The sequence below is a fragment of the Pseudomonas sp. OTU750018 genome (assembly GCF_011636575.1).
GTDB lineage: Bacteria > Pseudomonadota > Gammaproteobacteria > Pseudomonadales > Pseudomonadaceae > Aquipseudomonas > Aquipseudomonas peli.
This window is the reverse complement of sequence record NZ_JAAPAU010000001.1, coordinates 1237927-1251404: the sequence shown is the minus strand read 5'-3', so window position 1 is coordinate 1251404 and position 13478 is coordinate 1237927. Positions and strand designations below refer to the sequence as shown.

Annotated in this window: 11 protein-coding genes, 1 tRNA gene and 1 pseudogene; 12 read left to right on the top strand and 1 reads right to left on the bottom strand. The window is 59.1% G+C overall.

Annotated elements, in window-relative coordinates; genetic code table 11:
• Positions 1–10 precede the first annotated feature (10 nt).
• From miaA to HCI85_RS21215, 10 genes and pseudogenes are all read left to right on the top strand, one after another.
• Positions 11–988 (top strand): tRNA (adenosine(37)-N6)-dimethylallyltransferase MiaA, encoded by a 978-nt coding sequence (gene miaA / locus HCI85_RS06005; protein WP_167142988.1) that lies wholly within the window; start codon positions 11–13, stop codon positions 986–988.
• Between the two features lie 101 nt (positions 989–1089).
• Positions 1090–1350, top strand: a complete 261-nt coding sequence (hfq, locus tag HCI85_RS06000; RefSeq protein WP_090249679.1) for an RNA chaperone Hfq — start codon at positions 1090–1092, stop codon at positions 1348–1350.
• Positions 1351–1364: 14 nt separating this feature from the next.
• Complete coding sequence (hflX, locus tag HCI85_RS05995) at positions 1365–2666, top strand: ribosome rescue GTPase HflX (protein WP_090249674.1); 1302 nt, start codon at positions 1365–1367, stop codon at positions 2664–2666.
• 96 nt (positions 2667–2762) lie between these two features.
• Complete coding sequence (gene hflK / locus HCI85_RS05990) at positions 2763–3920, top strand: FtsH protease activity modulator HflK (RefSeq protein ID WP_167142985.1); 1158 nt, start codon at positions 2763–2765, stop codon at positions 3918–3920.
• Complete coding sequence (hflC, locus tag HCI85_RS05985; protein ID WP_160013032.1) at positions 3920–4789, top strand: protease modulator HflC; 870 nt, start codon at positions 3920–3922, stop codon at positions 4787–4789. Before hflK ends, hflC begins: the two co-directional genes overlap by 1 nt.
• A 100-nt stretch (positions 4790–4889) precedes the next feature.
• Positions 4890–5075 carry a DUF2065 domain-containing protein gene (locus tag HCI85_RS05980; RefSeq protein WP_090249667.1) on the top strand — a complete coding sequence of 62 codons (186 nt, stop codon included), beginning with the start codon at positions 4890–4892 and terminating at the stop codon, positions 5073–5075.
• Between the two features lie 37 nt (positions 5076–5112).
• A complete protein-coding gene (locus tag HCI85_RS05975) occupies positions 5113–6300 on the top strand; it encodes an ATP phosphoribosyltransferase regulatory subunit (RefSeq protein WP_167142982.1) in 1188 nt (395 codons plus the stop codon).
• 64 nt (positions 6301–6364) lie between these two features.
• Positions 6365–7660, top strand: coding sequence for an adenylosuccinate synthase (locus tag HCI85_RS05970; protein ID WP_167142979.1), 1296 nt, complete (start codon positions 6365–6367; stop codon positions 7658–7660).
• Between the two features lie 285 nt (positions 7661–7945).
• Positions 7946–8875, top strand: a pseudogene (locus HCI85_RS21220) (HAMP domain-containing protein); the annotation flags it as partial.
• Positions 8849–9733 carry a methyl-accepting chemotaxis protein gene (locus tag HCI85_RS21215; protein WP_445380997.1) on the top strand — a complete coding sequence of 295 codons (885 nt, stop codon included), beginning with the start codon at positions 8849–8851 and terminating at the stop codon, positions 9731–9733. The pseudogene HCI85_RS21220 and the gene HCI85_RS21215, both read left to right, overlap by 27 nt.
• Positions 9734–9839: 106 nt before the next feature.
• Here the strand turns inward: HCI85_RS21215 and HCI85_RS05960 are convergent.
• Positions 9840–9926 (bottom strand) — tRNA-Leu (locus HCI85_RS05960).
• A 215-nt stretch (positions 9927–10141) separates the two neighbouring features.
• On the opposite strand from HCI85_RS05960, the gene rnr reads away from it, so the two are divergent.
• On the top strand, positions 10142–12688 hold the full coding sequence (rnr, locus tag HCI85_RS05955; RefSeq protein WP_167142973.1) for a ribonuclease R: 2547 nt from the start codon (positions 10142–10144) through the stop codon (positions 12686–12688).
• A complete protein-coding gene (rlmB, locus tag HCI85_RS05950; RefSeq protein WP_090249654.1) occupies positions 12685–13437 on the top strand; it encodes a 23S rRNA (guanosine(2251)-2'-O)-methyltransferase RlmB in 753 nt (250 codons plus the stop codon). The genes rnr and rlmB overlap by 4 nt, the downstream gene beginning before the upstream one ends.
• The last annotated feature ends 41 nt before the right edge of the window (positions 13438–13478 follow it).

Genomic DNA, 13478 nt, shown 5'->3' with positions numbered 1-13478 from the left:
ACTCTTTAGCATGTCCGAGCGCCTGCCTCCGGCGATTTTCCTGATGGGGCCAACAGCGGCCGGCAAGACCGATCTGGCAATCGAGCTGGCGCGGGTGCTGCCGTGCGAGCTGATCAGCGTTGATTCTGCGCTGATCTACCGTGATATGGATATCGGCACGGCCAAGCCGGACAAGGCCACGCTGGCTGAGTTTCCTCACCGCTTAATCGATATTCGTGACCCGGCCGAGAGCTATTCGGCAGCCGAGTTCCGTGCCGATGCCCTGACGGCCATGGCTGAAATCACCGCGCGCGGACGTATTCCGCTGCTGGTGGGCGGCACTATGTTGTATTTCAAGGCGTTGCTTGAAGGTCTGGCCGATATGCCCAGCGCAGATGCGGCGTTGCGCGCCGAGCTGGAGGCGCGCGCCCAGGCCGAAGGTTGGGAGGTGCTTCACGCTGAGCTGCGTGCGGTCGACCCCGAGTCCGCCGCGCGTATCCACCCTAACGACCCGCAGCGCTTGATTCGCGCCCTGGAGGTCTATCGCGTGAGTGGGCAGAGCATGACAGTACATCGTCAGCGCCAGGCTGCAGAAAATACTGCGGGTGGCGCATCGGCGGTGCGCCAATTCCCCTATACTGTTGCGCAATTGGCCATTGCCCCGGCGCAAAGGCAGCTGTTGCACGAGCGAATAGCCCTGCGATTTCGCCTGATGTTGGAACAGGGGCTGGTGGCCGAGGTCGAACGCCTGCGTCAGCGAAGTGACTTGCACGTTGGGCTACCGTCTATACGAGCGGTGGGTTATCGGCAGGTCTGGGATCATCTGGACGGCAAGTTAGATGCTGTGCAGATGCAGGAGCGGGGCATAATCGCCACGCGCCAGTTGGCCAAGCGACAGTTCACTTGGTTACGTGGTTGGCAGCAGGACGTGCACTGGTTCGATAGTGCCGACTGTGACAATCTGCCGCGTGCCTTGAAATACCTGGCAGCGGTCTCCATATTGACCTGAGACCTTGCCGTTGGCCGTCTATCCTTGGGGGTATGGCGGCTTTAAGCCGTTAGTTGGTTTACTAAAATTATTGAAAAATTATCCTTAAAGGAGTGCGGCACATGTCAAAAGGGCATTCGCTACAAGACCCTTACCTGAACACCTTGCGTAAGGAACGCGTCCCGGTTTCTATTTATTTGGTTAACGGCATCAAGCTGCAGGGCCAGATTGAATCTTTCGACCAGTTCGTGATTTTGCTGAAAAACACTGTCAGCCAGATGGTCTATAAACACGCCATTTCCACTGTAGTGCCAAGCCGTCCGGTGCGTCTGCCGAGCGCCAGCGAAACCGAGCAAGCTGAAGCTGAGCCTGGTAACGCCTGATTTAGGAGGCTGCATTGTTCTTCGAGCGCCATGAAGGTGGAGAGCGGGCCATTCTGGTTCATCTGGACGGCCAAAATTCCGAGGCGCGCGAGGATCCGCAGGAGTTTCAGGAGCTGGCCATCTCGGCCGGTGCTGAAACTGTCGCGTTCCTCAGTGTTCCGAGCAATCGGCTGACGGCCAAGTACCTGATCGGCAGTGGCAAAGTTGAAGAGTTGCGTGATCAGGTCAAGGCCGCCGAAGCTGATCTGGTTATCTTCAACCACGTGCTTACGCCGAGCCAGGAGCGCAACCTTGAGCGCGCTTTCGAGTGTCGAGTATTGGACCGTACCGGTCTGATCCTCGACATTTTTGCTCAGCGTGCGCGTACCCATGAAGGCAAGTTGCAGGTCGAGCTGGCCCAGCTCGACCACATGAGTACGCGGCTAGTACGCGGCTGGACCCACCTTGAGCGGCAGAAGGGTGGTATCGGTCTGCGCGGCCCGGGTGAGACTCAGCTGGAAACCGACCGCCGCCTGTTGCGCGTGCGGATTCGCCAGATCAAACAGAAACTCGAGAAGGTGCGCAGCCAGCGCGAGCAGGCTAGGCGCGGTCGTCAGCGGGCGGATATTCCTTCGGTATCGCTGGTGGGCTACACCAACGCCGGCAAATCGACCCTGTTCAATTCCCTGACCACCTCAGATGTCTACGCGGCTGATCAGCTATTCGCCACTCTCGATCCCACCCTGCGTCGTCTGGAACTGGATGATCTGGGGCCGATCGTGCTGGCCGATACCGTGGGCTTTATCCGGCATTTGCCACATAAACTCGTCGAGGCGTTCCGTGCGACGCTTGAGGAATCGAGCAATTCCGATCTGCTGCTGCACGTAATCGACTCCCACGAGCCCGAGCGCGATCAGCAGATCGAGCAGGTGTTGGCGGTGTTGGGTGAAATCGGTGCCCATGAACTGCCGATGCTTGAGGTGTATAACAAGCTCGATTTGCTTGAGGGTGTGGAGCCGCAGATTCAGCGCGATGCCGACGGCAAGCCGCAGCGGGTCTGGCTGTCGGCGCGTGACGGGCGTGGTTTACCGTTACTGCGTCAGGCGATAGCCGAGCTGTTGGGTGATGACCTGTTTGTCGGTACATTGCAGCTGCCGCAGCGCCTTGCGCGCTTGCGCGCACAGTTTTTCGCCTTGGGTGCGGTGCAAAGCGAGTCCCACACCGAAGACGGCAGCAGTTTGCTGGCGGTGCGCTTGCCGCGGATCGAGCTAAATCGGCTGGTTAGTCGTGAAGGCTTGAAGCCGCAGGAATTTATTGAGCAACACACTTTGCAATAAAGCCTGCATCAGCGACTTTGCCGCTGGTTGCATGCATTCTGTAGCATTGGCGGGCGCGCCGTGGGCGCGTCTTTGCTTTATCAGATGGAGAGCGCTATGGCTTGGAATGAGCCGGGTGGCAACTCGAATAATCAGGACCCATGGGGTGGCCGTAAGAACGGTGATCGCAAGGGGCCGCCGGATATCGATGAGGCCTTCCGCAAGCTGCAGGAGAGCCTGAATGGGCTGTTCGGTGGCGGCAAGAAACGAGGCAGTGGGACTGGCTCGGGCAATGGCGGCGGCTTCGGCTTGCTGTTCGTGGGCCTGGGGCTGTTGGCTGCAGTCTGGCTGTACAGCGCGATCTATGTCGTTGATGAGCAGGAGCAGGCCGTGGTGCTGCGCTTCGGCAAGTATTACGAAACAGTCGGCCCGGGCCTGAATATCTATTTCCCGCCGATTGATCGCAAGTTTCAGGAAAACGTCACCCGCGAGCGCGCTTACAGCAAACAAGGGCAGATGTTGACCGAAGACGAAAACATCATCGAAGTGCCGTTGACCGTGCAGTACCGGGTCAGCAACTTGCAGGATTTCGTTCTCAACGTTGATCAGCCGGAAGTCAGTCTGCAGCATGCGACCGATAGCGCCGTGCGCCACGTGGTGGGTTCCACCGAGATGGATCAGGTGCTCACCGAAGGCCGTGAGCTGATGGCCAGTGAGGTCAAGGATCGCTTGCAGCGTTTCCTCGACAACTACCGTACCGGTATCACTGTTACTCAGGTCAACCTGCAGAGTGCGGCGGCGCCGCGCGAAGTGCAGGAAGCCTTCGATGACGTGATCCGCGCCCGTGAAGACGAGCAGCGTGAGAAGAATCAGGCGGAAACCTACGCCAATGGCGTGGTGCCGGAAGCCCGTGGTCAGGCGCAGCGCTTGATTGAGGATGCCAGCGGTTACCGTGACGAAGTGGTTTCCCGCGCACAGGGTGAGGCGGATCGCTTCACTGCATTGGTGACCGAGTACCGCAAGGCGCCTGAGGTCACTCGCGAGCGTCTGTATTTGGACACCATGCAGGAGCTGATGAGCAATACCAGCAAGGTGCTGGTGACTGGCGACAAGGGGCAGAACAACCTGCTTTATCTGCCGCTGGACAAAATGATCGATGGCCGCAGTTCGTCTGCGCCTAGCTCGATATCTGGCGCTGCGGGTACTGCAGACGCCGGCTCGCGGGTAACTATCGATCCGCGTCAGGTTGAACTGCGTACAAGGGAGAGCCGTTGATGAGCAATAAATCGCTGATCGCCCTTATTGTTGGTGTGGTGCTGGCGCTGGTCGCCTGGAATAGCTTCTATATCGTGTCGCAGACTGAGCGTGCGGTGCTGTTGCAGTTTGGTCGTATCGTCCAGCCGGACGTGCAGCCGGGCCTGCATGTGAAGATTCCGTACGTCAACCAGGTGCGCAAGTTCGATGCGCGTCTGCTGACTCTGGACTCCACCAGTTCGCGTTTCCTCACGCTGGAAAAGAAAGCGCTGATGGTTGATGCCTTCGCCAAATGGCGAGTGCTGGATGCCGAGCGTTTTTACACCGCGACTTCCGGTATGAAGCAGATTGCCGACGAGCGTCTGGCGCGTCGTCTTGAAGCTTCTCTGCGTGACCAGTTCGGTAAGCGCACCTTGCATGAGTCGGTGTCCGGTGAGCGCGATGCGCTGATGGCAGATGTGACTGCCTCCTTGAATCGTGCAGCGCAGAAAGAGCTGGGTATCGAGGTAGTGGATGTGCGCGTCAAGGCTATCGACCTGCCGAAGGAAGTTAACCGTAGCGTGTTTGACCGCATGAGCTCCGAGCGTGAGCGTGAGGCTCGTGAACACCGTGCCAAGGGTAAGGAGCTGGCCGAAGGTATTCGTGCCGACGCCGACCGTCAGCGTCGCGTGTTGCTGGCCGATGCCTACCGTCAGGCTGAAGAGCTGCGCGGTGAGGGTGATGCCCAGGCCGCTGCGATCTACTCCAAGGCCTATGGCATGGACCAGGAGTTCTACTCGTTCTATCGCAGCCTGAGGGCTTATCGCGAGAGCTTCGCTGATAAGCGTGATGTGCTGGTGCTGGATCCGAGTAGCGACTTCTTCCGCTATCTGGAGAAGTCCAAGCCTTGAGTCATCACCCCGGCGGGCAGCCGCCGGGGTGATCCTTTCGGAAAACGTGGTATGATGCGGCAGCCGGGAAAATCCCGGCTTTTTTGCGTCTGTGGGAAGCATGTGGCAGGAATTAGGCATCGCGTTGTGTCTCGTGTTGGTGCTGGAAGGTATCCTGCCTTTTCTGTGTCCGCGCCATTGGCGTGACACGCTTTTACAACTGATGCAGTTGTCTGATAGGCAGCTGCGTCTGCTGGGGTTGGCCAGCATGCTGCTGGGAACAACCGTTCTTTATTGGCTTCACTGAAGGCTTGTGCCGCCCGGTTCAAGAGGGGAATGGCTAAATGGCAACGGTAGACCGCTGGCTACTGCCAGATGGCATCGAAGAAGTACTGCCGCCGTACGCAGGGCGTATCGAAGTGGCGCGCCGCCAGGTTCTGGATCTGTTCCAGCGCTGGGGCTATGAATTTGTGGTCACGCCGCATATCGAGTACCTGGAATCGCTGCTGACTGGCGCGGGCCAGGACTTGGATCTGCGCACCTTCAAAGTGACCGACCCGCTGTCCGGCCGGCAGATGGGCTTTCGTGCCGACATTACGCCGCAGGTGGCTCGCATTGATGCGCATACCCTGCGCCGTGAAGGGCCGAGCCGTCTGTGCTACGCCGGTAGCGTGGTGCATGCCCAGCCGCGTGCGCTGACCACCTCGCGCAGCCCGATTCAGTTGGGTGCTGAGTTGTATGGCGACGCCAGCCCGGCCAGCGATGTGGAAGTGATCAGCCTGCTGGTCAACACCCTTGAGCTGGCTGCGGTGCCTGATGTGCATATGGACCTTGGTCATGTCGGTATCTACCGCGGTCTGGCGCGCGCCGCCGAGCTGTCTGGCGAGGTCGAGCAGCAGTTGTTCGACGCGCTGCAGCGCAAGGCGCTGGATGAGCTCGTTGAGCTGACTGAAACCCTGCCGGATGACCTGCGCAAAATGCTGCGCGCGCTTAGCGAGCTGTGCGGCGGTCGTGAAGTGCTGGACCTGGCTCAGGCCTGCCTGGTCGATGCGCCGGACGATGTGCATGCGGCGCTGGATGACCTGATGGCGATTGCCGATGCGCTGAGCTTACGCTACCCGGAATTACCGCTGTATTTCGATCTGGGCGAGCTGCGCGGTTATCACTATCACACCGGCGTAGTGTTCGCGGCCTTCGTCCCTGGTGTGGGTTATGCCATCGCCCAGGGCGGCCGTTATGACGACATCGGCGCTGATTTTGGTCGCGCGCGTCCGGCGACAGGCTTCTCCACCGACCTGAAAACCCTGGTAAGCCTGGGGCGGATGCAGTTGGGTGAAGAGCCTGCCGGTGTTTGGGCTCCGGATAGCCATGATGTGTTTTTGTGGCAGGCGATTGTGCGTCTGCGCCAGGACGGTCAGCGCGTCGTCCAGGCATTGCCTGGGCAGGTCGCGGCTGACGCCGAGGCTGCAGGCTGTGATCGTCAGCTGCTGTTGCGTGATGGCCGCTGGCAGTTGGCTGCACTGACAGCCTAAGCGGTCGTGCGAAAAGTTTCCGTCGGCTATGGCCGGCATCAAGTTTGCGAAGAGGGTTAGTGTTATGGGTAAGAATGTCGTAGTCCTGGGCACCCAGTGGGGCGATGAAGGCAAGGGTAAGATCGTCGACCTGCTGACCGAACAGGCTGCAGCTGTTGTGCGTTACCAGGGTGGTCACAATGCTGGCCACACCCTGGTAATCGACGGCGAAAAAACCGTTCTGCACCTGATCCCCTCCGGCATCCTGCGCGAAAACGTGCAGTGCCTGATCGGCAACGGCGTGGTGGTTGCGCCTGATGCGCTGATGCGTGAAATCATCAAGCTGGAAGAGAAGGGTGTGCCGGTGCGCGAGCGTCTGCGTATCAGCCCATCCTGCCCGTTGATTCTGCCTTACCACGTGGCTCTCGATCAGGCCCGTGAGAAAGCCCGTGGCGATGCCAAGATCGGCACCACCGGCCGTGGCATTGGCCCTGCTTATGAAGACAAGGTGGCGCGTCGCGGCCTGCGCATTGGTGATCTGTTCCACCGTGAGCGTTTCGCCGCCAAGCTCGGTGAGCTGCTGGATTACCACAACTTCGTACTGGTCAATTACTACAAAGAGCCGGCCATCGACTTCCAGAAGACGCTCGACGAGTGCATGGAATACGCCGAGCTGCTCAAGCCGATGATGACCGACGTTACCGCCGTGCTGCACGACATGCGTCGTGAGGGCAAAGACATCATGTTCGAAGGTGCTCAGGGCTCGCTGCTGGATATTGACCACGGTACCTACCCCTACGTCACCAGCTCCAACACCACAGCGGGCGGCATCGCCACCGGTTCCGGTTTTGGTCCGATGTACCTGGATTACATCCTCGGTATCACCAAGGCCTATACCACCCGTGTTGGCTCCGGTCCGTTCCCGACTGAGCTGTTCGACGAAACCGGCGCGTTCCTCGCCAAGCGTGGTCACGAATTCGGCTCTACCACAGGTCGTGCGCGTCGTTGCGGTTGGTTTGATGCCGTGATCCTGCGTCGCGCCATCGAGATCAACAGCATCTCCGGTCTGTGCCTGACCAAGCTGGACGTGCTCGACGGTCTGGAAACCATCCGTATCTGCGTTGGCTATAAAGACCAGAACGGTGACGTGCTGGTTGATGCGCCGACGGATGCCGACAGCTACTTGGGTCTGCAGCCGGTTTACGAGGAGCTGCCAGGCTGGAGCGAGTCGACCCTGGGCGCGAAAACCCTGGAAGAGTTGCCGGCGGCTGCGCGTGCTTACATCAAGCGCGTGGAAGAGTTGGTTGGTGCGCCGATTGATATCGTTTCCACCGGCCCGGACCGCAACGAGACTATTGTGTTGCGTCATCCGTTTGCCTGATAGTCACAGGCAGTGCACAGGGGGTCGCCAATTTGGCGGCCCTTTGTCGTTTCTGGTCTGCGTAAAAATATCCGAGCTAGCCTTTATAAATCAGCTTTCCCGCCGTTATAGGCATTACCGCTGTTAGGAGTGTCTGCCGTGTTTGCCATTATTTCTGTGCTGCGCAGTCGTTTGTTGTTGCCGGTGTTTCTGGCGCTGGGCGTGGCCCTGCTGGTGCAGGTTGTCGTGGCGGTGGCGTTGACCCGTACCACGGTGGCGACGCTTGAGGCCGATCTGGCCAAAGGTATGCAGGCCGATACGGCGCGCCTGGTGGGTGAGCTGACCAAGGCCGGCGATGAAGTGCGCGGCGGGCTGGATAGTTTGTCTGCAAGCACTCAGGCGCAGTTGGCCAAAGGCCTTTCCTCACGTCTGGCCGAGGAGCAGGCGCAGATTCGAGGGGTGCTGGACAGTAACCTCAAACGTTCCGCTGATGAGTTGGCGCAGCTGCTCTCGGCGGTTGCGCCAAAGGCTATCTGGGATGCCGATGTGCCCGCGCTCACTGAGTTAGTCCGTGGAGCGCATCGCAACCCGGCGGTGCTATTTGCGGTGTACCTCGATGCGCAAGGCGAACGGCTGACACGCCATCTCAATCGGCAGGACGCACGTGTACGTGCCTTGATGGCCAAGGGGGAAGGTGGTGGCGCACTGGATAAGGTGCTGCAGGCTGCCGCCAATGATCCTGGCGTGTATATCGCCGAGGCGACGATCAGTCCAATGGGCTCGGATATCGGCAAGGTTCTTTTGGGGGTTTCTACTGCGTCGGTGGATGAGGAGTTGGCGAAGCTGGATCAGCGTTTCGTCAGTTTGATCGACAGCAGTGGGCAGTTGGTTTCAGACAGTTTAAGTGGTGCGGCCACCAGCAGTGCGGACGCTCTGGCGGCTCGATTGAGTGTTGCGCGTGAGGCGGCTGGCGGTATGGAGCAGAGCAGTCGCCAGGTGGTGCAGCAGGCTGCAGCTGGTTTGCGTTGGAATATCAGCATGGGCCTTGCTGTCGTGGCACTGCTGATTCTGTTGGTATTGGCCTTGGTGCTCGGGCGGCGAGTGGTCAGCAAGCTGCATACATTGATTGCGGTGTTGAATGACTGGGCGGCGGGAGAGGGTGATTTGACTCGCCGGGTCGAGCTCAATAGCCGTGATGAAATTGGCGATATGGCAGCGGCGGTCAATCGTTTCGTGGCCAAGCTGCAGCCGATCGTGCGCGAGGCGGGTGAGGTGGCATCACTCACCGGGCAAGAAATTGGCAGTCTTGCTTCGCGCAGTGCTGCAGCGGAGTCAGCGGCCGAGCGTCAGCGTGATGAGGTTGCCGGTAGTTTGCAGGCGTTGGCTGAAATGGCCAGCGAAGCGCAGGCGGAAAGCCATGCCATGCGCGAGGCCTTGCAGCGTGTTGGTGCGATTCGTCAGGCTGCTGATGACAATGCTGCGATTGCGCTGCGTGTGGGGGGCTCGATCGAAGAGTTGGTGAGGCGTGTGGAAACGGGGGCTTCGGTCATCGAACGGCTGGCCAAGCAGAGTGAGCAGATTGAAGTGGTGCTAACGGTGATTCGCTCAATTGCTGAGCAAACCAACTTATTGGCCCTGAATGCGGCCATTGAGGCGGCTCGGGCGGGCGAGAGTGGTCGCGGTTTTGCTGTGGTGGCCGATGAGGTGCGTGCGCTGGCCAGTAAGACGCAGCAGTCTACTGGCGATATTCAGACCCATATCGGCGCATTGCAGCAGGGTGCACGCGAAGCGGTTGAGGCCATTAGTCAGGCCGGTAAGCAGGCTGATCAAGGCCTATCGGCCCTGCGCGAAAGTGCGCGGGTGCAGCAGTCGGTGCGTGAAGCGGTGGAGGAAGTGCACGGTGCGATCAATGCCGCGACAGAGGCGGCTGCGCATCAGGCGGAGGGGGCCGATGCTGTGCGTGGGCGTGTTGAGGTTATTCATGTAGAGGCGCAACGCGCGGCTGAGGCTGTTGCTGCTACGGCCAATAGCGGTCGCGTGTTGGATGGTTTGGCGAAGAAGCTTAAAGCCAGTTTGGGTCAGTTTCGCGTTTAGGCCGATTCAGGGTGGGCGCACCTGAGCGCCCACCAAGTTGTTTACGCATCTGGGGGTTAAATCGCAGGCAATAAAAAACCGAGCCAGTGACTCGGTTTTTTTGAATTGGTGCCCAGGAGAAGACTCGAACTTCCACGACCGTAAGGTCACCAGCACCTGAAGCTGGCGTGTCTACCAATTTCACCACCTGGGCATTGATTGCAAAACTTGCTTATTTGCTATCAACTACAACTTGGTTAACTTCGTTTCCCGTCGTTGTGGCGCGCATAATACGGATCGGGTTTTTACTTGTAAACCCCTGTTGTTAAAAAATTTTATTCTGTGTGCCGGGCTGACCTGGACAGTGGTTTCGCGCTTCAATAGGCACATGGCAAACCGAATTTGTGTAGATAAGGTGAATTACCTCTAATGGCCGATTGGCAATCCCTCGATCCCGAGGCCGCTCGTGAAGCGGAAAAATATGAAAACCCCATTCCAAGTCGTGAACTGATTCTGAAGCACTTGGATGAGCGTGGCTCTCCAGCAGCTCGCGAAGAGCTGGCTGATGAATTTGGCATGGCAACTGAAGAGCAGCTCGAAGCCCTGCGTCGCCGTCTTCGCGCCATGGAGCGTGATGGTCAGCTGATCTATACCCGTCGCGGCACCTATGCCCCTGTTGATAAGCTCGACCTGATTCTCGGGCGCGTTAGCGGGCACCGTGATGGTTTCGGCTTTCTGGTGCCGGATGACGGCAGTGATGATCTGTTTCTGAGTCCCGCGCAAATGCGCCTGGTGTTCGATGGTGACCGTGCTTTGGCGCGGGTTTCTGGTCTTGATCGCCGTGGTCGTCGTGAGGGTGCGGTGGTTGAGGTGATCTCTCGTGCCCACGAAAGCATTGTTGGCCGCTATTACGAAGAAAGCGGCGTTGGCTTTGTTGTGGCCGATAACCCGAAAATTCAGCAAGAAGTGCTGGTGACGCCAGGGCGTAATGCCGGCGCCAAACAGGGTCAGTTTGTTGAGGTGAAAATTACTCACTGGCCGACTACGCGCTTCCAGCCCCAGGGCGACGTGGTTGAGGTGGTTGGCAACTACATGGCGCCCGGTATGGAAATCGACGTTGCATTGCGCAGCTACGACATTCCCCACGTCTGGCCGGACGCGGTTGTAAAAGAAGCGCACAAGCTCAAGCCAGAAGTTGAAGAGAAGGACAAAGAAAAGCGTATCGACCTACGCCACCTACCGTTCGTCACCATTGATGGTGAAGACGCGCGCGACTTCGATGATGCGGTGTATTGCGAGAAAAACGGCAGCAACTGGCGGCTGTTTTCCGGCGGCTGGAAGCTCTATGTCGCCATCGCTGACGTTTCGCATTATGTGAAAATCGATTCGGCGCTGGATGCCGAGGCCCAGGTGCGTGGCAACTCGGTGTACTTCCCGGAGCGGGTGATTCCGATGCTGCCGGAAGAATTGTCCAACGGCCTGTGCTCGCTGAACCCGCATGTCGATCGTCTGGCCATGGTCTGTGAGATCAGTATCTCCAAGACCGGCAAGATGACCGACTACCAGTTCTATGAGGCGGTGATCCACTCCCATGCGCGTCTGACCTACAACAAGGTCAGCGCTATGCTTGAGCAGCCGAAAAGCAGCGAAGGCAAGGCGCTGCGTGGCGAGTACAAAGAAGTGCTGCCGCACCTCAAGCAGCTGTACTCGCTGTACCAGGTGTTGCTGGCCGCGCGTCATGAGCGCGGTGCCATTGATTTTGAAACTCAGGAAACTCGGATCATTTTCGGTGCCGGTCGCAAGATTGCCGAGATTCGCCCAACCCAGCGTAACGATGCCCACAAGTTGATCGAAGAATGCATGCTGGCTGCCAACGTGGCCACCGCTGCGTTTATGCAGAAGCATGAAATTCCGGCGCTGTATCGCGTGCATGATTGCCCGCCGCCGGAGCGTGTGGAGAAGCTCAAAGCATTCCTCACCGAGCTGGGGCTGTCGCTGCACCGTGGCAAGTCGAAGGACGGTCCTTCGCCCAAGGACTATCAGCTGCTGCTGGAAAGTATCCGCGAGCGTCCGGACTACCACCTGATCCAGACCGTCATGCTGCGCTCGCTCAGTCAGGCGGTGTACAGCGCGGATAACCAGGGTCACTTCGGTCTGAACTACGAGGCGTATGCGCACTTCACTTCGCCTATTCGTCGCTATCCGGATCTGTTGATCCATCGAGCGATCCGCAGTGTGGTCCGTTCCAAGCTTGATACCCCGCACGTCAAGCGTGCCGGTGCGGCGATCATGCCGCGGGCGCGGATCTACCCATACGACGATGCGATTCTCGAGCAGCTTGGCGAGCAGTGCTCGATGTCGGAGCGCCGCGCCGATGAGGCGACTCGCGATGTAGTGAACTGGCTCAAATGCGAGTTTATGAAGGATCGCGTCGGCGAAACGTTCCCGGGTGTGATCACGGCCGTGACAGGCTTTGGTTTGTTCGTGGAGTTGAAGGACATTTACGTCGAGGGTCTGGTGCACGTCACCGCCTTGCCGGGTGACTACTACCACTTTGACCCTGTGCATCACCGGTTGGCGGGCGAGCGCAGCGGGCGCAGTTTCCGTCTGGGTGATAGCGTTGAGGTCAAGGTCATGCGCGTCGATCTGGACGAGCGCAAGATCGACTTTGAACTGGCTGAAGGTAAAACTGCTATGCCGGCTGGTCAGCGCCGTGGTGGTTTTGAATCGGCTGCGGGTAAAACCGGGCGTCGCGGCGAGCGTGCTGCGCCAGGTAATACCGATGTGGAAAAGAGCCGTGCGCTGAAAAAGTCGCTGCTCAGTGATTCCAAGAGCAAGGCCGGCAAGGGCGCTGCCAAGAGTGAGTCTTCCAAACCAGCCAGTAAGTCAGGTAAGCCAGGTGCGCACCGCAAGGGCGCTCCGACTGGTGGGGCGCCGGCGTCCGGTGGTGCACGCAAGCGTAAGGCGAAGTCATGAGTCAGCTGGAGAAAATCTACGGCGTGCATGCTGTAGAAGCGCTGCTGCGTCACCATCCAAAGCGGGTTAAGCAAATCTGGCTAGCCGAAGGGCGTAATGATCCGCGCGTGCAGGTGTTGCTGGCGCTGGCGGCGGATGCGCGAGTGTCTGTTGGTCAGTGTGAGCGCCGTGAGATGGATGCCTGGGTCGAAGGCGTGCATCAAGGTGTGGTGGCCGATGTCAGCCCCAGTCAGGTCTGGGGCGAGGCGATGCTCGACGAGCTGCTCGACCGCACCGAAGGTGCGCCTCTGCTGCTGGTGCTCGACGGCGTGACCGATCCGCACAATCTCGGTGCTTGTCTGCGGACCGCTGATGCGGCGGGTGCGCTGGCGGTGATTGTGCCGAAGGACAAGTCCGCCACGCTCAACGCTACCGTGCGTAAAGTCGCCTGCGGCGCAGCAGAGGTGATCCCGCTAGTTGCAGTGACCAATCTGGCGCGCAGTCTGGAGAAACTCCAGCAGCGCGGCCTGTGGGTTGTGGGTACGGCCGGTGAAGCTGAGATGGAGTTGTATGAGCATGACCTGACTGGGCCGACTGTGCTGATCATGGGGGCTGAAGGCAAAGGTATGCGTCGCCTGACCCGTGAGCATTGCGATTACCTGGTCAAGTTGCCGATGGCAGGTAGCGTTAGCAGCCTCAATGTGTCGGTTGCGACCGGTGTGTGTCTGTTCGAGGCATTGCGCCAGCGCAAGGCTGGTGGCAAGAAATAATGCGCGGCGGGCGCCTGCAAGGCGCCCGCTGCCGTTGACCT